Origin of the sequence: Labrys sp. 22185 (assembly GCF_052045555.1) — a bacterium.
Taxonomy (GTDB): domain Bacteria; phylum Pseudomonadota; class Alphaproteobacteria; order Rhizobiales; family Labraceae; genus Labrys; species Labrys neptuniae.
This window is the reverse complement of the sequence record NZ_JBQEPH010000008.1, coordinates 1-23,941: the sequence shown is the minus strand read 5'-3', so window position 1 is coordinate 23,941 and position 23,941 is coordinate 1. Positions and strand designations below refer to the sequence as shown.

The 23,941-nt window shown below is 64.5% G+C and carries 17 protein-coding genes; 9 read left to right on the top strand and 8 right to left on the bottom strand.

What is annotated here, in order from left to right:
• Positions 1–35: 35 nt before the first annotated feature.
• Complete coding sequence (locus ACTJKX_RS16970) at positions 36–7,091, bottom strand: hypothetical protein (protein ID WP_440725957.1); 7,056 nt, start codon at positions 7,089–7,091, stop codon at positions 36–38.
• Between the two features lie 399 nt (positions 7,092–7,490).
• On the opposite strand from ACTJKX_RS16970, the gene ACTJKX_RS16965 reads away from it, so the two are divergent.
• Positions 7,491–7,811 (top strand): 2Fe-2S iron-sulfur cluster-binding protein, encoded by a 321-nt coding sequence (locus ACTJKX_RS16965; RefSeq protein WP_068298777.1) that lies wholly within the window; start codon positions 7,491–7,493, stop codon positions 7,809–7,811.
• A gap of 8 nt (positions 7,812–7,819) precedes the next feature.
• The gene (gene dgcA, locus ACTJKX_RS16960; RefSeq protein WP_440725956.1) at positions 7,820–8,803 is read left to right on the top strand and encodes an N-acetyl-D-Glu racemase DgcA; all 984 of its coding nucleotides are present in this window, start codon (positions 7,820–7,822) and stop codon (positions 8,801–8,803) included.
• On the opposite strand, the gene ACTJKX_RS16955 is transcribed toward dgcA, so the two are convergent.
• Positions 8,773–9,975, bottom strand: coding sequence for an MFS transporter (locus ACTJKX_RS16955; RefSeq protein ID WP_394309325.1), 1,203 nt, complete (start codon positions 9,973–9,975; stop codon positions 8,773–8,775). The two genes, dgcA and ACTJKX_RS16955, sit on opposite strands and share 31 nt — an antisense overlap.
• Before the next feature lie 126 nt (positions 9,976–10,101).
• Here ACTJKX_RS16955 and ACTJKX_RS16950 point away from each other — a divergent pair, with 126 nt between their 5' ends.
• A complete protein-coding gene (locus ACTJKX_RS16950; RefSeq protein WP_440725955.1) occupies positions 10,102–11,400 on the top strand; it encodes a hypothetical protein in 1,299 nt (432 codons plus the stop codon).
• A gap of 103 nt (positions 11,401–11,503) precedes the next feature.
• Here the strand turns inward: ACTJKX_RS16950 and ACTJKX_RS16945 are convergent, their stop codons facing one another.
• From ACTJKX_RS16945 to ACTJKX_RS16930, 4 genes are read right to left on the bottom strand one after another with little or no spacing between them, the layout of a single operon-like run.
• Positions 11,504–12,130 (bottom strand): ABC-type transport auxiliary lipoprotein family protein, encoded by a 627-nt coding sequence (locus ACTJKX_RS16945; protein WP_440725954.1) that lies wholly within the window; start codon positions 12,128–12,130, stop codon positions 11,504–11,506.
• 16 nt (positions 12,131–12,146) lie between these two features.
• On the bottom strand, positions 12,147–13,724 hold the full coding sequence (locus ACTJKX_RS16940; RefSeq protein WP_367622541.1) for an MlaD family protein: 1,578 nt from the start codon (positions 13,722–13,724) through the stop codon (positions 12,147–12,149).
• Between the two features lie 56 nt (positions 13,725–13,780).
• A complete protein-coding gene (locus ACTJKX_RS16935; protein ID WP_311940331.1) occupies positions 13,781–14,587 on the bottom strand; it encodes an ABC transporter ATP-binding protein in 807 nt (268 codons plus the stop codon).
• A 2-nt stretch (positions 14,588–14,589) separates the two neighbouring features.
• Positions 14,590–15,612 carry an MlaE family ABC transporter permease gene (locus tag ACTJKX_RS16930; RefSeq protein WP_311940329.1) on the bottom strand — a complete coding sequence of 341 codons (1,023 nt, stop codon included), beginning with the start codon at positions 15,610–15,612 and terminating at the stop codon, positions 14,590–14,592.
• A 295-nt stretch (positions 15,613–15,907) separates the two neighbouring features.
• On the opposite strand from ACTJKX_RS16930, the gene dgcN reads away from it, so the two are divergent.
• The 3 genes from dgcN to ACTJKX_RS16915 all read left to right on the top strand — a co-directional run bounded on the left by dgcN (position 15,908) and on the right by ACTJKX_RS16915 (position 18,755).
• Complete coding sequence (gene dgcN / locus ACTJKX_RS16925; RefSeq protein WP_440726081.1) at positions 15,908–16,915, top strand: N-acetyltransferase DgcN; 1,008 nt, start codon at positions 15,908–15,910, stop codon at positions 16,913–16,915.
• A gap of 57 nt (positions 16,916–16,972) precedes the next feature.
• Entirely contained in the window at positions 16,973–17,659 is a 687-nt protein-coding gene (locus ACTJKX_RS16920) for a fumarylacetoacetate hydrolase family protein (RefSeq protein ID WP_440725953.1), read from the top strand.
• A gap of 148 nt (positions 17,660–17,807) precedes the next feature.
• Complete coding sequence (locus ACTJKX_RS16915; protein WP_415086596.1) at positions 17,808–18,755, top strand: L,D-transpeptidase family protein; 948 nt, start codon at positions 17,808–17,810, stop codon at positions 18,753–18,755.
• Between the two features lie 12 nt (positions 18,756–18,767).
• Here the strand turns inward: ACTJKX_RS16915 and ACTJKX_RS16910 are convergent, their stop codons facing one another.
• Positions 18,768–19,649 carry an AraC family transcriptional regulator gene (locus tag ACTJKX_RS16910; protein ID WP_394309317.1) on the bottom strand — a complete coding sequence of 294 codons (882 nt, stop codon included), beginning with the start codon at positions 19,647–19,649 and terminating at the stop codon, positions 18,768–18,770.
• Between the two features lie 236 nt (positions 19,650–19,885).
• On the opposite strand from ACTJKX_RS16910, the gene ACTJKX_RS16905 reads away from it, so the two are divergent.
• Positions 19,886–20,917 (top strand): NAD(P)/FAD-dependent oxidoreductase, encoded by a 1,032-nt coding sequence (locus tag ACTJKX_RS16905; RefSeq protein WP_440725952.1) that lies wholly within the window; start codon positions 19,886–19,888, stop codon positions 20,915–20,917.
• A 159-nt stretch (positions 20,918–21,076) separates the two neighbouring features.
• The gene (locus tag ACTJKX_RS16900) at positions 21,077–21,601 is read left to right on the top strand and encodes a universal stress protein (RefSeq protein WP_367622546.1); all 525 of its coding nucleotides are present in this window, start codon (positions 21,077–21,079) and stop codon (positions 21,599–21,601) included.
• Between the two features lie 98 nt (positions 21,602–21,699).
• Here the strand turns inward: ACTJKX_RS16900 and ACTJKX_RS16895 are convergent, their stop codons facing one another.
• Positions 21,700–22,956: a hypothetical protein gene (locus ACTJKX_RS16895; RefSeq protein ID WP_394309313.1), complete on the bottom strand. Its 1,257-nt coding sequence runs from the start codon at positions 22,954–22,956 to the stop codon at positions 21,700–21,702.
• Between the two features lie 296 nt (positions 22,957–23,252).
• Between ACTJKX_RS16895 and ACTJKX_RS16890 the strand changes: the two genes are divergently transcribed.
• Positions 23,253–23,941 (top strand): caspase family protein (locus ACTJKX_RS16890; protein ID WP_440725951.1); only part of this gene is annotated, 689 nt, incomplete at its 3' end.

The following is a 23,941-nucleotide window of genomic DNA, read 5'->3' as shown; positions in this document are numbered from 1 at the left end:
ACCAGGCAGTTGAGAAAGGTCGTTTCCAGCCGGGCTCAGGTGAGCTTGCCGGCTGCGTGCGCCAGGATCGTATAGACCTTGCCGGAATCGGCGGTGAGATAGGTCCGGGCCATGTTGCCGCTGCGATCCTCGCGGTCCACTTCGGTGATGAGCTGTTCGAACTCCTGGACGTAGCGGTCCACCGTCGCCTGGAAGTCCGCGTCGCGCCGATAGCGCCGGCGGATTTCCTCGAAGGCCTGCTGGCCCTGCAGCGTGTAGAGCCGGCGCGAGAAGGCGTTGCGCTCGCCACGACGGTAACGGTCCCAAACCTCGGCGACGGCGTCATGCTCGACCATCTTGGCGATATCGACCGACAGCGTGTCGAGGGAGGAGGCCATCACGGCGGGCGTGTTGGCCTGGGGAGCCGGTTCGGGCTCTTCGCGCGAGGCGCGGGCCAGCACTTCCGAGAGCCAGCCGGTACCGCGACGTTCACCCCGCGAGGCGGGTGCTGCCACAGCGGTGCTGCGGGCCGGCGCGGCAGGCTTCAACTCGGGCACCGGAGGCAGCGTGCCGGCGCGCGGCATTTCCGCCCGGCGGGCAGGGGCCTCGGCCGCCACGTCGGCGCGCTCGCGCAGCCGGAGCGGGGCAGGGATCGGCCGGTCGGTCGGCTCGGCGATATCGAGCGAGCGGCTGGAGCGGCTGACGATATCGGCGAGGTCGTTGAGGGCCTGGATCTGCTCGGCCACGACACGGCGCATGGTGGCGGTGGAGTCCGAGGTTTCCTTCGGGATCTCCAGGAGGCCGCGCTTGAGCTCGGAGCGGGTGGCTTCCAGCTCCTGCTTCACGGTCTGGGTCATGCCGCGCATCTCCTGGGCCACTTCGGCGAAACGCTCGGTGGCGCTGCCGAACAGGCCGGAGATTTCCTGCACTGCCTGCTCATAGGTCGATTTGAGGGCCGTGGAGGTGCGGTCGCGCTCCTTGCCGGTGGTGGCGCGGATGAGCTCGAACTGGTCGGCGATGGCCTGCGCCGTGGTGTTGGCGTTGTCGGCAAGCAGGCCGCTGGTCTGGCGCGCCTTGCTTTCGGCATTGGCGAGCTTTTCCTCGATCACTTCGGCGAAGGATTTCATCATCGCTTCCATCGCCTCGACCTTGCCGCCGACGGTGGAGACCAGGGCCTCCAGGGTGGCGCGACGTTCGTCGAGGGCCTGGTCGACACGGGTCTGTGTGTCGGTCAGGACAGCCGCAGCGCTGCTGAGGTGGTTGCTCTGTTCCTCCAGGCGATTGGCCATGGTGCCGACATCGCTGATGACGTGCGCGGCAAGGTCGCGCAGCGTCGTGACCTGATCACCGACGCGATCGGTCGCGCCGCTGGTCTGGTCGGCGAGATTCAGCATGGTCGACTGGAAGTCGCGCAGGCGGCCGGCCAGGCCACCCTCGATGGCATCGAGGGCCTTGGTGGAATTGTCGAGCGACTCGTGCAGGGCGGTGTTGGTGCCCGCGACCCGATCCAGCAGCCCGGTGATCTCCTCGCGCAGACGGGCCTGCAACGAACCGAGATCGCCGATCGCCTGGCTGGCCTTGGTCTCGATGGAGGAGGAGAGGGCTTGCGACGAAGCCTCCAGCGCCTGGCTGAGTTCGAAACGCTTGGTCGAGAGTGCTTCGACCAGGTCGCCGCCCTTCTGGCCGATCAACTCGGCAAGCTGGCCCGCACGCTCGTCGAGCGCCTTGGCCACCGTGTCGGCGATGTCGCCGAGTTCGCTCGACATGCTGGTGCTGCGCGTGGACAGCGTCTCGACCAGAAACTGGCCGCGCTCGTCGAGAATCCGGGCGATCTCGCCGGAGCGGGCGCCCAGGAGGCTGGCGAGGGCGCTGGTCTTGTCGCGCAACTGCGTGCTGACATCGCCCGAGATCTGGTTCAGCGTGTCGATCAACTGCTGACCGCGTTCGCTGAGCAGGCCGGCCATGGCATTGGCGCGGGTGTCGAGCAGGGCATTGATCTCCTCTGCACGCTCGCCGAGCTTGACGCTGACGTCGCCGGACAGGCGGCTCAGCGTGGCATCGACCGAAGCGACGCTCTGCAGGAGGTCGACCGAGACGTTCTGCACCTTCTCGCTGAGGGTGTCGGCAATATGCAGGCCGCGCGAGTCGAGCGAGTCAGAAAGATCGGCGAGGCGGCCGAGAACGTCCTGTTCGAAGCGGGTGATCCGCGAGTCGAGCGTGTGCGCGATGTCGTCGGCACGCGTGCTGAGGGCGCGATCGATTTCGCCGACCTTGCTGGACAGCGCGTCCGCAATGGCCGTGGTCTTGCTGTCGAACTGCGCTGCGATTTCGGCCGCCTTGACCGTCAGGTCGTTGCTCATCAGCGAGGAGCGGCTGTCGAGATGCGAGGTCAGGTCCTCGGCGCGGGCGCCGAGCGTTTCGGTCAGGTCGGCGCCCTTGTTGCCGAGCGCCACGACGATGTCGTCGGCGCGGCGCGACAGGGTCTCGGTGAGCGCCGCGCTGCGGCCGTCGATGAGCGAGGTGATCTCGCGGGCCCGCCCGTCGAGCAGGGTGCCGATCGCCTGCGTCCGTTCGTCGATGAGGGCGCTGATCTGCGTGGCGCGGCCGCCGAGCAATTCGTCGATGGCGCTGCTGCGGCCATCCAGGAGGTCGCTGATCTGGGAGGCGCGGTTGTCGAGCACGCTGCCGATGGCGGCGGCGCGGCCGTCGAGCAGGTCGCTGGCCTCGCGGGCCTTGGCTTCCAGCGTGGCGCCGACTTCCTTGCCGCCTTCGCCGAGGAGCTTGGCGAGTTCGAGCGTACGGGTCGCCAGGGTCTCGTTGAGCGAGCGGGCGCGGCTGTCCAGGCCCTGATCGATCCGGGCGAGGCGGCCCTCGATGGCCTGGGCGACGTCGCTCGCCTTGGTGGTCAGGCGGTCATCGAGATCCGACAACTGTCCGTCCAGTGCCGCCAGCTTTTCTTCCAGCGTCTGGGCGACGGAGGCCGTGTGGGTGCCAAAACGGGCATCGAAGGCTTCGAGCTTGCCACCGAGCAGTTCGGCTGCCTGTGCGGTGTGGGCCTGCACCTGGTCGGTGAGGCGGGTACCGTGCAGGCGGATTGAGCTCTCGAAGCCGAGCAGCTTCTGGGCGAGGTCGTCGCTGAGGGCCCGGGAATCGTCGCCGATGCGGGCGGCAAGGGCCTGGCCGCGGTTGCTGACGATGTCGTCGAGCTCGGAGATCTGGCGCCCCAGTGACTGGTTCACCTCGCCGATACGCTGGCTCATGCCATCCTCGAAGGCCTTGAGCTGATTGTCCAGCGTGGCGTGGATGGTGGTCGCGTTCGACTGGAACTTGGTCTCGAAGGCGTTGAGCTTGTCGGCAATCGCGCCATGGATGACGTCGGTATTGGCCGCGACCTGCGCCTGCAGCGTAACCAGACGTTCGTCGAGTGCGTCCTGCAAGACGGAGGAGTTGTTGAGGAAATGCGTCTCGAAGGCGCCGAAGCGCTGGTCGAGCGAGGAGCGCACCAGAGCGGTGTTGCTGGCGAAGCGCATCTCGAAGGCGGCCAGGCTGTCGTCGAGCGCGGCCTGGGTGTTCTGCACATCTCCGTTGAAGCGGCTCTGGAAATCGCCGAGACGGGCGGCGAGATCGGCCTGGTTGGCTTGCAGCGTGTCGCTGAAGCTGGCCTGGAAGTCGCTGATGCGGTTCTCGAAATTCGAGGCGGCCGTCGAGGCCATCAGCTGGAAGCGGCGCTCGAAATCATTGAGGCGGGTATCGAGCAGGGTATGGGCGTCATTGGCGCTGCCGGCAAAATACTGCTCGAACTGGTTGAGGCGCGTGTCGATCCGGCCATGCGCATCCTCGGCACTGGCACCGAAGCGCTGTTCAAATTCGCCCAGGCGCTTGTCGAGAGCCGATTGAGCGCCGTTGGCACTGGAGCCGAAGCGCAGTTCGAACTCGCCCAGGCGCTTGTCGACCGAGGCCTGAACCTGGTCCGCGCTGGCGCCGAAGCGCTGCTCGAAATCGCTGATGCGCTGCTCGATCGCGGCCTGGGCCTGATCGGCGCTGGCGCCGAAGCGTTGTTCGAAACCACCCAGCTCGCGGCTGAGCGTGGTCTGGATGTCGCGGGCGTTGGAACCGAAACGCTTCTCGAACTCACCCAGATGCTGGTTGAGCGTGGTCTCGATCCCCTGAGCACCGGAGCCGAAGCGCTGTTCGAACTCGCTCATGCGCTGGGCGAGGGCGGTCTGGATGTCGCCAGCGCCCGACATGAAGCGCTGTTCGAATTCGCTCATGCGGTCGGCGAGGGCAGTCTGGATGCCGCCCGCTCCCGACATGAAGCGGTGCTCGAACTCGCCGAGGCGCTGCGAAAGGGCAGTCTGGATGTCGCCGGCGCCCGACATGAAGCGCTGCTCGAAGTCACCCAGACGCTGGCTGAGGGCGGCGTGGATGTCATCGGCACCCGCACCGAAGCGCTGTTCGAAGTCGCCCAGACGCTGATTGAGCGTGGTGTGAATATCCTCGGCGCCGGCGCTGAAGCGCTGCTCGAACTCGCCGAGGCGCTGGCTGAGCGAGGCATGGATGCTGTCGGCGCCCGAGCCGAAGCGCTTCTCGAAGTCGCCCAGACGCTGATTGAGCGTGGTGTGAATGGTCTCGGCGCCGGCGCCGAAGCGCTCTTCGAATTCGCCGAGGCGCTGGCTGAGCGAGGCATGGATGCTGTCGGCACCCGAGCCGAAGCGCTTCTCGAAGTCGCCGAGGCGCTGGCTGAGCGAGGCGTGGATATCCTCGGCATTGGTGCCGAAGCGCTGCTCGAACTCACCGAGGCGCTGGCTGAGAGCACCATGCGCCTGCTCGGCATTGGCGTTGAAGCGCTGCTCGAAGCCCTTGAGCGTATCGTCGAGGCCCGAACGGTTGTTCTGGATATTGGTGGCGAAGCGCACCTCGAATTCGCCCAGGCGCCGGTCGAGATCGGCATGGGCGAGGGTGGAGAGCGACTTGAAGCGATGCTCAAACTCGGACATGCGGGTGTCGAGCCCGGCATGGATGGTGCCGGCGCTTTCGGCAAAGCGTGTATCGAAGCCCTTGAGCGTGTCGTCCAGGGCCGAATGTACCTTCTGGGCATGGTCGAGGCTGCGGGATTCCAGGCCCGACAGGCGCTCGTCGAGACGCGCATGCAGATTGTCTGCGATCTCCTGGCTGCGCTTCTCGTGGCTGTCCAGCCGTTCGGCGAGAGCCTTGCCGAAGGCGTTGGTCTGGGTTTCGACGGTGTTCTCGAGCCGCGACACGCCGAAATTGATCTGCGAGACGGCGGCAGCGCTGCGCTCGCCGATGACGCGGGTCAGCGTGTCGCCACCAATGGCGAGAATGCCGGAAGCGTCGCGGGCGGCCGTGTTGATACGGGCTGAAAGCTGTGTGCCTTCCTCTTCCAGCACGGCCTGCAGGCGCTGTGCCGATGCCGTGACAGCAGACTCGGCTTCGGTGCTGCGCTTTTCGATGTTGGCCACGATGGTCTGGCCGGTCGCTGCCAGCCTGCGATCGATGTCGCCGCCGCCGACCACGATGGATTCGTGAATGCGCTCGCCGGTCTGGGTGAGGCGATCGGCAAGGTCGCCGCCGCGGGTGGTGATGATCTCTGCGATCTGGGTGGCCGTGCTCTCGAGCTTGCCGGCGACGTCCATGCCGCGGTTCTGCAAGTCGCCGAGAATGGCATCGCCCGTCGAGCGCAGCGTGCTATTGACGTCGGCCACGGAGCCGATGATCTGCTCGACCATCTTGGCGCCGGTATCGCGAATGGAGCTGACCACCACGTCGGTGCCCTCGGCGAAGGCATTGGTCAGGCCCGAACCGGTGCGCACCAGCGTGTCGTTGACCGCGGTGCCGCGTTCGACGATGTCGTCGACGATGCGCTGGCTGCTGGTGGTCAGGGTCTCGTTGAGCTCGAGGGCGCGCGAGGACAACGTGTTGCTGATCTCGTTGGCGCGGGTCGCGAAGTTCTCGTTGACCTGGTTGGAGGTCGAGGTCAGGTGTTCGGTGATCTCGGCGACGCGGCGGTTGAGCTGCTCGGTCACCTGGTCGGACGAACTCGACAGTGCCTTGTTGACGTCCTGCGCGGTCGTCGTCATGCGGTCGATCAGCGAATTGCCACGATCGGCCATGGCGCCGACCATGTGGTCGCCAACTTTGGCGAGCTCCGACGTGAGCTGGCTGCCGCGCTCGCCGAAGGAGCGCATCACCTGCAGGCCGGCTTCGGAGACTTCCGAGGAAATGCGGCCGGCGACGGAGCCGAGCGCCAGGGTCAGGTCGTCATGCGCGACCACGATGGCCGAGCGTACGCGGTCGGCATTGCCGACGATGGCTTCGCGCTGGGTCGAAAGATCGTCCACCAACGAGCGGATGCGCTGCTCGCTCTCCGTATAGGAGCGCTCGAGCATCGAAACCTCGTTATGCACCATGATTTCGAGTTCGCTGGCGCGGGCGAGGGCGCGGTCGATGCCGTCGCCCATGGCGGCGACTTCCCGGCGGATGGCCTGGCCGACGGAGGTGACAGCCTCGGCCGCGGCTCCTTCAGGCTCCGCCAGACGCAAGGCGACCTGCGTCATCGAACGGGTGACGAAGCGCATTTCCTGAGAGCGCCAGATCAGGCCGGCCACGGCAAAGAAGAAGAAGGGCGGCAGCACCACGGCGAGAATGCCGAGCGCCAGGCCTGGATTGGCCTGGTAGGTCGAAGCCTGGAACAGGTTGGCGAGGTTGAGGTTGCCGAGGATGCTGAGAAGCAGGGCGCCGCCGGCGAGCCAGACGACGGAAAGGGCGAGGGCGGTCCAATAGGGCGTGCGCGAGGGGCGGCGCTGGAGGGCCTGCAGCAATTGGCCAACGCTGGCGCGATCGTCATTGGCGGGCGAGCGGGGTTCACGGGCGAGCGGGCGGTCGGCAGCAGGCTTGTCTTCGGCGCGAGGTGCGGCGGCCGGTGGTTCCTGTGGCTCGGGTTCCACTTCGAAGTTGAAGCCCTCGTCGGCCTTGGGCAGCTGCGCGGGCTCCTTGTCAGGCGTCTGTGAAGCAGCCGTGCTCAGATTGAGTGCTTCCTCGATCGCAGACAGGGCGGCATCCGCCGGATCCTGCATCTTCGACTTGTTCGCCATAATCTGCCTCACGCTACTCAATTCAACGCCGCCCGCCTGGGATCCGGACGACCCCAGGCTGAAATCGCTGCACCTGTTTCGGCCCCCATCCCAGGCGAAATGGGGTTCGCATCGGTCCGCCTATGCGAAGGACAATGCTGCCAGCTTGAAATCCTATCCTGCACGGCTGGGAATGGAAACCGCTTCGGCACGCTTTCCAGCAGCATCGTTAACGACTTTTTTACCACGTCGAAATCGCGCGAAAATGAGGCAAATTCGAGGTTCTCCCGGGATTGGGACCGCGTTGGTGAAAAGTGGAGCGTCCGGAAAGCCCGCCTCGCGTGCAATCTCGACGGGGCCGGACTGGAACCTTGCCAATGCGCTCTATATAGAACGCTTGTCAGAAAGCTGAGATGGACGATGGTCAAAATCATATTCCGAGATCACACCGGCGAAAGCCGGGAGGTGGAGGCCGAGCCGGGCTCGACGGTGATGGAGGCGGCGATCCGCAACGGCATTCCGGGTATCGTGGCCGAGTGCGGCGGCGCCTGCGCTTGTGCCACCTGCCATGTCTATGTCGACGAGGCGTTCATGCCCCTGGTCGGTGAGCCCGAGCCGATGGAGGAGGACATGCTGGACTTCGCCTTCGACGTGCGCCCGACCTCCAGGCTCTCCTGCCAGATCCGCGTTCGCGACAATCTCGACGGATTGATCGTCAACACCCCCGAAAAGCAGGCCTGATCTTCGCCATGGCCGCGCATCTTTCCGTCGCCGTAGAGCGCTGGCCGCTCGCCAACGTTTTCACCATTGCCCGCGGATCCAAGACGGAGGCCGTAGTGGTCGTCGTCGAGATCGTGCGCGATGGCCTGAGGGGACGCGGCGAATGCGTGCCTTATGCGCGCTATGGCGAGACGGTAGAAGGCGTGATCGAGGCGATCGAGGCACGGCGTGGGGCGATCGCGGCCGGGCTGTCGCGTGCCGCTCTCCAGGACCTTGTCCCAGCCGGTGCCGCCCGCAACGCCATCGATTGCGCCCTGTGGGATCTGGAGGCCAAGCTTGCCGGCAAGCCGGCCTGGGCCATGGCGGGCCTGGCCGAACCCGGCCCGCTGACCACCGCCTATACGATTTCACTGGGCGAGCCGGAGGCCATGGCCGAGGCAGCGGCCAAGGCCGCGCATCGGCCACTGCTCAAGATCAAGCTCGGCACGCCCGATGATGCCGCGCGCATCGCCGCCGTCCGCCGCCATGCCCCTCAGTCGCAATTGATCATCGATGCCAACGAGGGCTGGCGGGCCGACAATCTCGCGGCCAATTTGCGCGCCTGCGCGGAGGCCGGCGTCACGCTGATCGAGCAGCCGCTGCCGGCCGGGGATGATGGCGCCCTTGCGCAGGTGGAGCGGATCGTGCCGGTCTGTGCCGATGAATCCCTGCATGACCGCGCGTCGCTGCCGAGCCTCAAGGGACGCTATGACGCCATCAACATCAAACTCGACAAGGCGGGCGGCCTTACCGAAGCCATCGCGCTGGCCGGGCAGGCGCGTTCGCTGGGGCTCGACCTGATGATCGGCTGCATGGTTGGCACGTCCCTGGCCATGGCTCCGGCACTGCTGCTTGCCGGCCAGGCCGTCGTCGTCGATCTCGACGGGCCGCTGCTGCTCGCCCGCGACCGGGAGCCCGGCCTGCGCTATGACGGCAGCACCGTCTATCCACCCGAAGCCGGGCTCTGGGGCTGAGAGCCACTCCTGCGCTCGACCGTGCCGGCGACGACCACCAGGCCGGTGCCGATCATGGCGATCAGGGCCATGGCGAAATAGCCATGGGCTGAAAACAGGCCGTAGAGTTCGCCGGACAGCACGGTGCCGAGGGTGAGGCCGATGCCGATGACCGAGGCGACCACGCCCTGGCGCGCCGAGGGATTGCGCGTGAAGCGGGCGACCCATCCCATGGTGGCCAGATGCACGCAGGCAAAGGAAAAGCCGTGCAGGGCCTGGAGCCCTGCCACGGCGAAGCCATTGGCGGGAGCAAGGCCCAGCAGGATCCAGCGTGTGATGCCGACAGCTCCGCCGAACAGGATCAGGCGGTAGGGACCGAGCCGCCCGGCAATATTGCTGCCGAACAGGAAGACGCTGGTCTCCAGCACCACGCCGATGGCCCAGAGGACGCCGATCTGCAGGGAAGAAAAGCCCTGATCCTGCCAGATCAGCGTGCCGAAACTATAGAGGAAGGCGTGGGCCCCCTGCAGGCAGGCGATGCCGGCAACGAAGACGATCATCAGCTTGAGCGGCGGCGAGGTGCCTTCCGATGCCGGCCGCATGACCAGCCGCCGGCCGCGGCTGCGATCGTCCGGCAGGGACAGGCCGGCGAAAACCGTGAGCGCCGCGAGGATCGCCAGGATCGGCGGCACCGTCGTGATCGGCAGATGCTTCAGCACCAGACCGGCGGTGAGTCCTGAAACGAGCCAGGCGAGCGAGCCCCATTGCCGGATCTGGCCGTATTTATGGCCATGCAGGCTGACACCGCCCAGAACGATGGTGTCGAGCAAGGGCGTGGTGGCGGCCACGAAGGCAAAGGCGATGGCCAGATTGATGGCGACCGCGGTGAAACTCTCGGCAAAAGTGAGGCCGGCATAGCCGAAGGCCGCGCAGCACACCATGAACAGAAAGGTGCGGCGTGGGCCGAGCGGACCGTCGCCGACCCAGGCGAAGGGGGCCGAAGTCACGCGCATCAGCATGGGGATGGCGAGCAGCAGGCCCATATCGCTGGCATCGAAGCCCCGCTCGACCAGCCAAAGGGGAAAGAAGGGCGTGTAGACGCCGGGGCCGGAGAGCAACAGGGCGTAGGTCACGCTGGCTGCGATCGCAGATTTGCGTGAGACGCTCCAATCCTTGAAGGAAATCAGCGACATCGGGGGAAAACAACCGCGCAGGATTGGCTCCGGGCGGGCGCTTTGGATTATATGGGGGAGAATCAGGACAACGACGATTCGTTGATTCTCTTACGCCCGCCTGTGCCAGTTGACGAGGGCCATTTCATGCAATCGCTTTCGCCCGAAACGCTGCTCAGCGAAGAGGATTACGGCGCCATCGAAGCGGCCGTGATGGAGACGGCGCGGGGGCGCTGGTTCCTGGCCGAATATGCCCGCCGAAACCGCAATGCCGACACCGAAGTGGTCTTGGCGGCGATCCGCCGTCTCGAGCGTCTCGTCCATAGTGCCGGGGCGCTGGATGCCCGTGACGAGGTCACGCGCGGTATGGCCGATATCGCGCAGGCGATCGCCGCTGCCCAATCGGCTCCGGTAACCGTGGAGGTTGCTGCCAGCGTGGCTTCGTCGCCGGGGGATGCTCCGCCCTCCCTTGTCGAGCGCCGCGTGGAAGAGCAGACGTCGGTTTTCGGAAGGAGCGATGCGGCAACCCAGACAGACAGCACCGAATCCGTTTCCGAAACCGGATCGGATGGCGTGGATGCTGGTTCCGCCATGACTGCTGAACTGGCGGAAGACACGCCCAAGGACGAAGCTGCAGAGCCGATCGAGGCGGGAGCTTCCACGATGAAGGCGCCGTCGACCGCCGAACCGGAGCAGGCTGAACCGGTTGCCGGGCACGGGGCTGAAGTCCCTGGCACCGATCGGGGATGGGCAAGGCTCGAACTCGCGGCAACCGAGATCGCTTCTTTGGGCCTGCCGCCCGACCTGGCGAGCCCTGACAGCCCCGATGCCCCGTTCACCCAGCTGGCCGACGAGCAGGCTGGGGGCGAGATCGGCGCCACTGCCATCGAGCAAGACGAGGCTGTTTCCGCGACCGGCGGCGGCACGGCGGAACCCGGAGAGCTCTTTCCGATCCTGGAACTCGATGAGGAGGCGACCGAGGCGTTGCTGACGCTGGACGTGCCGCGCCAGGAACTGATCCTGCCGCCCAATCACCTCGCTACTCAGCGCTGGCACAGGGAACTGGCGGCCGGCGAGGAGACGGCTCAGCATCGCCTCGACAAATGGGCGGCAATTTCGGGCAAGGGCGATGGCGCTGCCGGTCTTTCAATACCGGAGAGCGAGCGAGACAAGGTGCTCGACATGGTGGCGGTGGTGGAGGAAGCACTCGAGCCTGCACCTACTCCCGGGCTGGTGACCTTCATCGATGAGGAACCGATGGAGGAGGAGCACTCGATCTTTACCGCTCCCCTCAGGCTCGAGCCTGAGGCGGTGGTGGACAAGGACGTTGAGGTCGCCGTCGCACACCGGCCCGCCCCGCCGAAGGCACGCGAACTCGCGCCTCACCTGACTCTCGGCGAAATCGAGATCATGCCGTTCACCAAGAAGGCGGCGCTGTTCAGCTGAATCGAACCGGCAGGCGGTGGAGGCATGATCGCCGGGGCGGGTTGAGGGGCATCAAAGGATATCCCTTTTGTTTCAATCTATTACGATTGAATCATAATCTAAATTATGATGCCAGGGATGCCTTGCCCGTCGTCCAGGCCACGATCTCGATCAACACTTTGCGCAGGGCTTGATCGAGGGTGGCGGAGGCCTGCTGACCGGTCAAGCCGGCGGCGGGGACACGGGCGGAAAACAGATTGGCGGCGACGATGCGCCCCGATTTCTGGCTGACCACCCGGGCGGCAACCGTGACTACGGCGACGGGCGAAGTGCCGGCATCGATCTGGAAATCACGCAGTTCCGTCACCAGCAGGGCATCGGGCGTGAACTTGTCGTCGGGTCGTCCAACCATGCCGATGCGGTGGGCATTCTCGAAGGTCTGGATCAGGCGGGCCTGCACCAGCACGGGCAGGCGGTCGGCCCATTGGGCCGCAGGCAGATAGGAAATCTGGCTGTTGGCGCTATGCACCAGGATGCGGTCGCTGTTGATGGCCTGCAGCGCGGTCGGCTCGGCCACCATGATCTGGGCGCGGCTGTTGCCGCGTGCCTCGACGTCCCGGGGGGCGCTGAGGTCATAGGTGGCCGGCGGTGGCGAACCGGCCAGCGTGGAGCACCCGCCGGCCAGCAGGGTTGCCGCGAGCGCCAGGGCCTTTGCCGAACGGGCGGGCAGGGGGCGGAGGAGGGAACGCATACCGACACCACGCATATCATTTACCCTTGTAATCAGGGATATTCGATTTCGGCCCGAAGATCAGCTGTTGTGGATTGCGCTGAAGTCCGTTGAGGGTTCGCTGCAGATTCTGCAGGGTTTTCTGTCCGTCAACGGCCAATTGCCGATAATCCCGCAGACCGGCGCCGGTGAACTGGTCGAGATTCTTGGCCAATGCCGCAGTACGGGCGTCGAGATTGGTGGCGAATTGGCGGATGGCTTTGGCCGCTTCGGTGATCTCGGCGAACATGCCCTGGCCGCCCTGGCCCGAGGTCATGGCGGTGATGTTCTTCATGATGCCGTCGAGCTGGTCGGCTGCGCGGTTGAGCTTCTTGGAGATATCGCCGGCATCGGCGACCACTTGGCGGACCTGGGCGCTGGAGTCGCCGAGGGTGGTCGCAAACTTGTTCACATTGGTGACGACGCCGTCGATCTTGGCCGGATCGAGCGCGGTCGCGACCCTGTTGAAACTGTCGAAGGCAGCGGCAAGCTTGGGCGTCATTGCCGACAGGTCGCCCGAAATCCTGCGGGCATCCTTGACGAAAGCCGTGATTTCTTCGGCGTTCTGGCCGAGGGCCCCGGTGAAGGCGGCGACGTTGTCGACCACCTGGTTGACCTTCCCGCTATCGACGGCAGCTGTGATGCGGTTGATGTTTTCGAGGCCCGCATCGAGCTTCGGCGCCATCGCATTGAGCTGCGCCGTCAGCGAGGAGGCATTGGTGGCGAACGCCTGCAGCGGCTCGCGGCTGTCGGCCAGGGTCTTGCTGAAGGCCGTGATATTGTCCACGGCAGCCTGCGCCTTGGCGGCGTCGAAGGCCTTGGTGAACGACGTCAGATTGTCGGAAGCCAGGGAAACGTTGCTGACGATATGATCGATCTTCTCGGGTGAAACCGCCTTGAGCAAGGCCTGCAGGTCGGATGTCATGCCGTTGAGGTTGTCGGCCACGCGCTTGATGCTCTGGGCAGCCTCGCCGGTGCTGTGCAGGAAGTCGGAGACATTGGCGGAATTGTCGGCGAGCGCCTTGGTGAAGGCTTGGACGTTCTGGATGGTCGCCGTGGCATTGCCTTCGTTCTGGGCGATCCAGCCATCCAGGCGGTTCATGGTGGAGGCCGCCTGGGTGATGGTGTCGCGCGCGCCATCGACCAGGTTCTGCAGCTCCGAGCGCTGGGCCTGGATCACGGCATATTGCTGGTCGTCCTTGGGCTTGAGGTCCTCCGTGTTCGGCTTGCCGCCATAGAGCTGGATGTTGGCGCCGCCGGTGATACCGGTGAATTCCAGTCTTGCCGAAGTGTCGACCTTCACCGGGGTCTTGTCGCGCACGCTGATGATGGCGATCACGCCCGAGGGATTGTTGGGATTGATCTCCAGCGTTTCGACCTGGCCAACCCGGATACCGTTGAAAGTGACACTCGACCCGACGGTAAGGCCCGTAACGGAACCGGCGAAATCCACCTGGAAACGCCGGACCGTCTGGCTCTCGCTGATGCGGGCGAACCAGACCACAAAGCCGAGCGCTGCGGCGACGACTGCAAGCGTGAACAGGCCGATCAGGGCATTGTGAGCGCGTGTTTCCATGGGTCAGGCACTATCCATGTTCAGCTCGATGTCCATGCTCAACTCGGTCTCCATGCTCAACCCGGTTTCCTGGCGCCGTTACTGGCGGTCGCCAAGGCGGCGCGGGCACGGGGGCCATGGAAATAGGCGCGCAGCCAGGGGTGTTCGGAAGCGAGCATGGTCTCCATCGGGCCTTGGGCCAACACGCGTCCCTCGCCGATCGCCACGATGCGATCGCAGATCGCGTGGAGACTGTCGAGGTCGTGCGTCACCATATAGACGGTCAGGCCGAGTGTCTGCCTGAGCGTGGCGATCAATTCGTCGAATTCACCGGCGCCGATCGGATCGAGGCCGGAGGTCGGTTCGTCCAGGAAAACCAGGTCCGGATCGAGGGCCAGCGCCCGCGCCAGTGCCGCGCGCTTGATCATGCCGCCGGAGAGTTCCGAGGGACGCTTGTCGGCAGCATCGGGCTTGAGGCCGACCAGCGCGATCTTCAGCATGGCGAGCTCGTCCAGCAACTTGGGCGAGAGCTTGAGATATTCGCGCATCGGAACCTGGATGTTCTGCTTCACCGTCAGGGAGGAGAACAGGGCGCCTTGCTGGAACAGCACCCCCCAGCGCCGGGCGATGCGCTGCTGTTCGCGCGGGCGCAAATTGAGATAGTCCAGGCCGAAGACCTCGATCTGTCCGGAGTGAAGCGGCGCCAGGCCGATGATGGTGCGCATCAGTACCGATTTGCCGGTGCCCGAAGCGCCGACAACCCCGAGGATCTCGCCGCGGTAGACGTCCAGGCTGAGGCCGTCGAGGATGAATCGGGGTCCGAAGTTCACGCGCACGTCGCGGGCGGAGATGATGGTTTCGCGGGATTGGTCTGGGGGCGCCATGGTCAGAAACTGATGGATGCGAAGAAGATGGCGAAGAGGCCATCGACCACGATGACGATGAACATGGATTTGACCACCGAGGCCGTGGTCTGGCGCCCGAGCGATTCAGCCGATCCCTGGACCTTGAAACCTTCGATGCAGGCGGTAATGCCGATCATCAGCGCCATGACCGGCGCCTTGATCAGGCCGACCAGGAAAGTGTGCATGGTCATCGAATCCCGCAGGTTCTGCAGGAAGGTGGTGGGCGTGATGCCGCCATAGCCCCAGGCCACCAGAGCGCCGCCGAACATACCCGCCATCGCGGCCAGGAAGGTCAGCATCGGCAGGGCGATGATCAAGGCGAGGATGCGCGGGATGACCAGGACTTCCATGGGATCGATGCCCATGACATGCATGGCATCGATCTCCTCGCGCATCTTCATAGAGCCGAGTTCGGCCGTGATCGCCGAACCCGAGCGGCCGGCCACCATGATGGCCGCAAGCAGCAGGCCGACTTCCCGGAACATCAGCACGGCCAGGGTGTACACCACCAGCAGCGTGGCACCGTAATAGCTCAGTTGCAGGATCATCTGCTGGGCCAGAATGGCCCCGACGAGGAAGGAGATCAGCGCGATGATCGGTACACCGCGCAGGCCGATCAATTCGATCTGGTTCACCACTGCGGCCCAGCGAAAGCGTGTACGCGCCGTGAGCAGGCGTCCGATCGCGCGCATGGTTTCGCCGAGGAACACATTCATGTTCACGGCATCATGCACGATCCGGCGCATGGACTGGCCGAGATCGGCCAGGAGTTCGATGAGATGATGCGCTTCCGGCGGCTGTGGGGGCGACGTAATGTTCTGCGCCGCGATCTCCGCCAGCAGGATCGCCTGCGCTTCGGTAGCATTGGTGATCTCGAGCGTGGAGTTGCGCGCGCCGAAGGCCGCCCGGATATTCTCGATGACGACCCCACCGAGCGTGTCGAGCTGCGAGACGCCGGACAGGTCGAACTCCACTACCGTATTGGCCGGGGCGGCCTTGATCATGATCGCGGAGAGTTTTTCCAGATGCCGCGAATTGCGTGCGACCCAGGCGCCTGTTGGCGCCAGCCGAGCGGGACCCGTCTGGGTCAGATCGCTGTTGTCTATGTCCTGCTCGGGCTTCAAGTTGCGAAACGGGCTCTTGCGGGGGAATCACTGGAGGTCATACTAATCTTTCGGGCATGATGCGCAAAAAGCCCCGTGCCATTTTGCCAATATTTCTGTGCAGTCAATAGGATAGCGTGTGACGGCGCGACCCGGCAACCACTGCGCGCATATCTTCAGGAAGGTCGCCGCCCCCATGCAGATCGAAAAGCCCTATCTGATGTTCGTTGGCGACGTGGCCGACCAGCTTGCCGCCAAGACCGCGGCCGGTATCGTCGACTGGCGCAGGGACTGGTGCCTCGGCCAGTTGCGGCTGCCGGGGTGCAGGGCGGATCTGGGGCTGGAGGACATCGGCATTGGCGAGGGTGTTCGACGTGGCGCGCGGACGCTGGTGATCGGGGTGGTCAACGCCGGCGGCGTCCTGCCGGAGCATTGGATCAGCGTGATCGTCGAAGCGCTGGAAGCCGGGCTCGACGTCGCCTCGGGCCTGCATCGCCGGCTGGAGGAATTTCCGCAAATTGCCGAAGCCGCCCGGCGCCATGGCCGGCAGCTTCACGATGTGCGTATCCCGGGCCAGAGTTTTGCCACCGGCAAGGGCACCAAGCGCAGCGGCCTGCGTCTGCTCACTGTCGGCACCGATTGTTCGGTCGGCAAGAAATATACTGCCCTTGCTCTGGAACGGGAGATGCGGGTCCAGGGGCTCGACGCCGATTTCCGGGCCACTGGGCAGACCGGTATCCTGATTTCGGGGCGGGGTGTGGCTGTGGATGCGGTGGTGGCCGATTTCATTTCCGGCGCCGCCGAATGGATCAGCCCCGATGCCGACCCCCGTCATTGGGACGTGATCGAGGGACAGGGCAGCCTGTTTCATCCCTCCTTCGCCGGCGTGACCCTCGGGCTGCTGCATGGCGCCCAGCCCGATGCTTTCGTCGTCTGCCATGAGCCGACCCGCACGACCATGCGTGGTGTGCCGGCCGCCTTGCCGAGCATTCGAGCCGTCATCGACGCCACCATCGCCAATGGCCGCCTGACCAATCCGGGCATTCAATGTGTCGGTATCGCCGTCAACACCCAGGCCCTGGACGAGACGGCTGCCAGGGCCTGCCTGGCCGAGATCGGCGAGACCGAAGGCCTGCCCACGACGGATCCCGTGAGGTTCGGTGTGGCCGATATCGTCAAGCGCTTGAGAGAAGTGTTCGACTGACTTGCGCTTGTCGGCGCGATGAGCCGGAGCGTTCCAATCAACCAGGAAGATCTTGCGATGGACTATGTCATTGAACCGCCGCCACAGGCCTTCGTAGCGGTCGCCGGTGAAGCCGCCGTCTTTCCGGTACGGCGCATCTGGTGCGTCGGCCGCAACTACGCCGACCACGCCCGCGAGATGGGAGCCGATCCTACGCGCGAGCCGCCCTTCTTCTTTGCCAAGCCTGCCGATGCGGTCAATCCCGGCGGCCTGTTGCCGTTTCCGAGCCAAACCTCGGATCTGCATCATGAGATCGAGCTTGTGGTCGCCATCGGACGGGGCGGACGGGACATGCCGGTCGAACGGGCGCTCGACCATGTCTATGGCTATGCCGTCGGCCTCGACATGACACGCCGGGACATCCAGGCCGAGGCCAAGAAGCTTTCCAGGCCATGGGAGCTCGCCAAAGGCTTCGACCAGTCCTGCCCGATCGGCGCCATCGTGCCGGCGGCGCGCATCGGCCACCCCGACAAGGGCAGGATCGAGGCGACGGTCAACGGCAAGGTGCAGCAGTCCGGCGATCTGTCGCAGATGATCTGGTCGGTACCGGAGGCGATCGCCTATCTGTCGCGTTATGTGGCGCTGGCGCCCGGCGATCTCCTGATGACTGGAACACCGGCCGGGGTCAGCTCGGTGAAGCCGGGCGACACCCTGCGCGGCAGTTGCGAGGGGATCGGGGAGATCGTCGTGAGCTACGAGAGCTGATGGGGCGACGGCTTGTTCGCCGCACATTTCCCATGAGAATCCGGGCGGGACCGTAACCACCAAGGCCGCAGCAATCACAAAACCGCCGGAAAAGCCTGCGATTGCTGGGCCGATTCATGTAGATGATAGAGTTGGAATGACGAGGCGCATGATCGGTATTGGTGTTTCGATACTTGCGCTGACAGGAGCGTTCACGGCTTTGCCCGCGATGCTTGATCGCTCGGGGCTCCACCTGCCGTTCAAGGATGAAAAACCGCCTGTTTTTGCCGCCCTTCCGCCTGGTATTCCGCTCGAACAGCGTCACCTTCAACCCATACCGATGTCGGTTCGAACGGTGATGGCAAAAGCAGGCATGAAGAGCGCCGATCCGGTGTTGATCCGCATATTCAAGGCCGAAAACGAGCTTGAAATCTGGAAGAAAGGCGCAGACGGGCGCTTTTCTCTTCTGAAGACATGGCCCATCTGTAGCTGGTCGGGTGAACTCGGGCGCAAAAGGCGCGAAGGCGACCGTCAATCGCCGGAAGGGTTCTACACCCTGACCAAGACCTCGCTCAATCCGCGCTCGGCCTATTACCTTTCCTTCAACCTCGGCTTTCCCAACTCGCTTGAACGCTCTCTTGGCTATACCGGGTCTGCCCTGATGGTGCATGGTGCGTGCCGCTCTGTCGGCTGTTTCGCCATGACGGATGGAGGCATCAACGAAATCTATCCGCTGGTGCGCGACGCCCTGGATGCCGGGCAGCAAACCATTCAGGTGCAGGCTTTTCCTTTCCGCATGCATGCCCGGAACATGGCCGTCAACGCGAGTGGCCCCGACCTGGCCTTCTGGCTGAATCTGAAGGAAGGGTATGATCATTTCGAAGCCACGCGGCGGGAACCAACCGTGGCAAGCTGCGGCGGGCGCTACGTCTTCAACGCCCGCAGCTCGGTCCCGCTGGAGCCGGCAAAGCCGTGTCCTTCGCTGGTTGTCTCCCCGGATACTCTCGCTGCCGTTGCAAAGTACCGTGCCGGAGACGAAGCCGATTTTACCAAGGTGGCGGTTGACGTCGCACCAAGCTGGCGCCGCTGGCTGACTCGATTGGGTGCCAGCCTCTGATCTGGATGGATGTCACTTCAACGGCAGGTTCACGGCCGTCAGCCATTCGGACGGCGGCGCGCTACGCGGGTCGTTGAGATATTCCTCGAAGCAGGGTGCCTCGCCCGGCTGACGCCCGGAATGCGGCAGCCAGCTGTGGTAGAGATAGGCATAGGCGATATCGAGATCGGCATAGGGGCCCTTGTGCACAAGCCGGGCCACGGGGCCGCCGCCAACCTCGCGCCAGGCCATCTCGGGGCCGAGCGGGCTATCTTCCGGCACGGCGAGGCCTGCCTCGGAGCGCAGTTCCGCGAGAGGCTTGCTGTCGGGATCGTCATAATAGATGCCGATCATGCGGACACCCGGGCGCAGCAGGCCGTGGCCGCCAGCCCAGGCGAACAGGCGCTCGAAACTGGCGCCGATCTTCTGGTAGTCGCCGCGATGGGGCAGGGTGACCAGGCGGAGTTTGGGCACAGTCTCGATGGTGACGTCATAGTGCACGGTTGAGCGCAAAGCAGTGGCACGGGTCATGGCTTGAGATCCTGATGGCTGAAGGATCGGGCGCAGATCCTGGCCCGCACGCCGATAGGCGGCCGGCGGCGAGCCATAGGAGGCCGCAAAAGCGCGGGTGAAGGCCGCCACCGATCCGTAGCCGGCCCGGGCGGCGATGCGTACCAGCGCGTGCTGCGAGCGATTGAGCTCGACGGCGGCACGATGGAGGCGCAGCCGCCGCACAGCCTCTGCCACGGTTTCTCCCGTGACCGCTACGAAAACGCGGTGGAAGTGGTAGGGCGAGAAGCAGGCAATGTCGCTCAGATCGTCGAGTTCGAGCCTGTCGTCGAGATGATCGGCGATATGGCTCATCACCCGTTCGATGCGAGCTGCATAGGCAAGGCTGGTTTCGTGTCGGGTCATGATCTGTCTCCGGTGGCCTCACCCTAGCTGCGCTGATTTGATCATGATTGCGGAGTTGACGAGGGCATGCGCTTCGTTGACTTTGGTCAGCCTTGCTGCCCTAGAGCAAAGCGCGTTTAGACGGAAACGCCGCATTGCTCTCACTCTTTGATTGGACGCGTCTTTGCGATTCTTGGCGATTCCGCCAAATCGCAAAACGCTTTAGAAGCTGCTGTGAACCACCTATCGGACAGATCATGACTGAGATTATCAAGACCGACGTGCTCATCGTCGGCGCCGGGCCTGTTGGCCTGTTCTCCGTATTCGAACTCGGTCTGCTCGATATCAGGGTGCATGTGGTCGACATTCTCGACAAGATCGGCGGCCAGTGCGCCGAGCTCTATCCTGAAAAGCCGATCTACGACATTCCCGGCTTCCCGATCGTGACGGGGCAGGAACTCGTCGACAATCTGCTCAAGCAGATCGAACCGTTCTCGCCCGTCTTCCATCTGTCGCGCATGATCTCCACGATCGAGCGCATCGGTGATCCCCTGTTCCGCGTCACCACGGATGCCGGCGACGTGTTCGAGACCAAGACCGTGGTCATCGCCGCCGGCGGTGGCTCCTTCCAGCCCAAGAAGCCACCGATCGAGGGCATCGAAGCCTATGAGGGCAAGTCGGTTTCCTATGCCGTCAGGCAGATGGAGGCTTTCCGCGACCGCTCCGTACTGATCGTCGGCGGCGGCGATTCCGCCCTCGACTGGACGCTGAACCTGCAGCCCATCGCCAAGCGCGTGACCCTGATGCATCGCCGCGATGCGTTCCGGGCTGCTCCCCATTCGGTGGAGAAGATGCGGGCCTTGGCGGCAGAGGGGGCGATGGACCTGAAATTCGGGCAGGTCGTCGGCCTGGAGGGAGCGGATGGCCAGCTCTCGGGTGCGGTGATCCGCGAGGATTCCGGCACGGTCTACACCTGGCCGGTCGAGCACATGCTGCCCTTCTTCGGCCTGACCATGAAGCTTGGACCGGTGTCGAGCTGGGGGCTCGATTTGCACAATGACGAATTGGTGCTGGTGTCCACCGAGACCTTCGAGACGTCGCAGCCGGGCATTTTCGCCATTGGCGACATCAACTGGTATCCCGGCAAGCTCAAGTTGATCCTGTCGGGCTTCCATGAAGGCGCACTGATGGCGCAGAAGGCTTTCCGCTATATCTACCCGGAGAAACGCTTGACGTTTCAATACACAACCTCATCGTCTTCCCTGCAAAAAAAACTCGGTGTGCTCTGAACTTTTTGGCATCCCAAGCGTTTGCAATTCGTCAGGGGGCCCTATATCGATTAGGTACAGCCGTCCAAGGATGGCTGGGGCGTGCTCTTTCAACTGAGGCGTGACGCCATAACGTCTATTCTGTTCTGTGCGTCAGCTCGGCCAACGGGAGTAGACAAGATGTTCAAGTCGATCGTCGTTCCTGTCGATATTGCAGATCTGAAACTGGCCAGACTCGCCATCGACAGCGCAGTGAAACTTGCCGATACCGCCGGCGCGACGCTGACCCTGGTCCATGTCGTGCCGATCATGCCCCTGATGATGCTGGATACGGTGCCCGTAAGCTTTGAAGGCGAAGTGGCCGAAAAGGCCAAGGGCTCGCTCGCCGATCTCGCCCGCACGGTACTGCTGCCGGGCGGCCAGGTGCAGAGCGTGGTGCGGATCGGCGGCATCTACCACGAAGTTCTGGCCATCGCCGAGGAACAGAAGGCCGATCTCGTGGTGGTCGGTTCACACCAACCGAGTGTCGCCACCTATCTGCTCGGCTGCAATGCGAGCGCCATCGTACGCCATTCCGGCTGCTCTGTGCTGGTCATCCGTGAGGAGAAGCCGCACGCCGAGGAAACCACCGACGATGTGTCGCCGCATTTCGCCTCGGTCGACGATGCCATGCGGGCAGCCTGGGAAGCCGACAAGCTGCATTGAAGCGCGAGACGGCGCCGTTCCTGATGGATTAGGCCCCTGCCTCAAAAAAAGCGCAGCGAGGCCGCGAAGGCCACAGCCTGTCCCGGGGCGTCGGGCTCTCAGGCTCCGCAGGAGGCCATGGCGTCGTCGAGCGTTTTCGAGGCGTCTTCGGTCGGGATCGCTTCCGATCGACCGACCGGCTCACCGGCCTTGTCGAGCACGGCGACGGTGAGATTGCCGCTCCTGCGCAAATCCCTGACATCCTTGGCGGCGAGCAGGGCGGCAACGCTCTGTTCGCCATTTCCGGCCGCCTCTACGCTGTCTATCGCAATCTGGCGCCCGGCAATTCTAAGCGATCGCGCCGAGACGGCAGCAGCCCGCATACGTTCGAGATCGAGCGGCGCCAGGGCCTTGAAGGATAATTCGAGGCGCGCCGTCTTGCTGTCGCGGCAGGCGAGGGCGACACGGAACTGTTCGCTGGCAAATTCCGCGGTTGCCGGCAGGCCCGCGGCCTGGATGAGGGTCCAGCGGCCGTGGCCGGCCGGCGGGATGCCTGGCGAGGCCTTGAGCCCCACGCTCGGCTTGGCGACAGCGGCCATCGGCTGCTCGTTCCCTCTGCCGGTGAGCAGGCTCGAGGTCGTAACGGGTTCATCGGAGGCCGGCAGCAGGGTCGTGGCGACGCCGACCGGGATCCACTGGCTTTCGGGCAGGACGTCGAGGCTGTTGAAGGGGGTGCGCAGGGTGGTGGTGAAGAACGCTTCGTTCACCCCCAGAGTCTTGACGAAATCATAGACACTGACGACCTCGCGACCATAGTCACGCACGATCTGGCCCATTTCGCGGGCATCGAAGCTTTCGCCATCGGTGAATTGCGGCGAGAACTGGTGCACGCCGACCTTCGAGCCCGGCACGACGAAACGCGCTGTACCGCCCAGCATCACCATGGTGCAGGCCGAGAAGCAGCCGGCCTGATTGAAGACCGGCTGGCCGCGCTGAAGGCGGGCCTGGCCGATCACGGTCGTCCATCCGGCCTTGCGGATGCGGCGCCCCATGATCAGGGCAGGCTGCACCTTGCCGCCGATCGACTCGAAAGCGATGATGACCTTCGTCGCATCGCTTGGTGGGAATTGCCCGTCCGCAGGTTCCGCCGGCAGCACACCGCTCAGGCGGTTCTGCGAGAGGAAGACGGCAAAATTTCGCGAGGTTTCGTCGACGATCTGGCCCGAGGCATTGATCACCACGCATCCCGGACAGGATTTGCCGGAGGCAATGATGCTGAATTGCATGGGCTGCGAATCGTCGCCTGCCTGGACCGTGCCGGTTGCTGCGAGCAGGGCGAGAACCGCGAGGCTGGCCGGTTTGCCCGGCCGTGGCATGAATTGTTTCGCAATGGCGGTTGCCTGGCGCAAATCCACGGCCTCTCCGATCCCGTACACAACACTTGGGTCGCAGCCTTCATGGCCGCAAGCGCTGCTTCGTTGCAAGGGTGAAATCGGCGAAATTGCCTTGAATCATGAGACGGTTGGTCGGCGTGACAATCCTGCCACAGCCATCGCTCCTCAAAATTGTGCTGGGGGCTCGATGTGCTTTTTCGCGCGTTCGATGTGTTAACAAAAGGTGATACTCTGCGAAGGTGCATAAGACCGGTCGGGCCATGATGATGCGACGTTATATGTGGGGTCTTTTTCTGCTCGCCGGCCTGCTTGTCGGGGGCGAGGCTCTGGCGGCCCAGAAGGCGGCTCTGGTGATCGGCAACAGCGCCTATCGCTCGGTGACGCCTTTGGTGAACCCGGCCAATGACGCCAACGACATGGCGGCGGCGCTGGGGCGGATCGGCTATGCGGTGACCCTGGTCAAGGACGGCGACCTGGCGGCGATGAATGACGGGCTGAGGGCGTTCCTGCGCGATGCCGACCATGCCGACAGCGTGGTGGTGTTCTATTCGGGCCATGGCGTGCAGGTGAAGGGGCGCAACTACCTGGTGCCTGTCTCGGCCAAGATCTCGGACGAGCTCGATCTGGACACCCAGACCCTGTCGTTGGACAAGCTGCTGGAACTGGTCGACAGCGCGGCGCCGAAGGTGAAGATCGTGATCCTTGATTCGTGCCGGGACAATCCCCTGACGCGCCAGCTGACGCGGGGGGCGGGGACGCGCGGGCTGGCCCGCATCGATCTCGACGCCTCCTCGGCCAAGGGCACGCTGATCGCCTTCTCCACGGCGCCGGGTTCGGTGGCGCAGGATGGCAGCGGGCGCAACTCGCCCTTCACCACGGCGCTGCTCGCCCATATGGAGACGCCCGGCCTCGACATCCGCCAGATGTTCGGCCAGGTCAGGGCCGATGTCGACCAGTCGACCCAGGG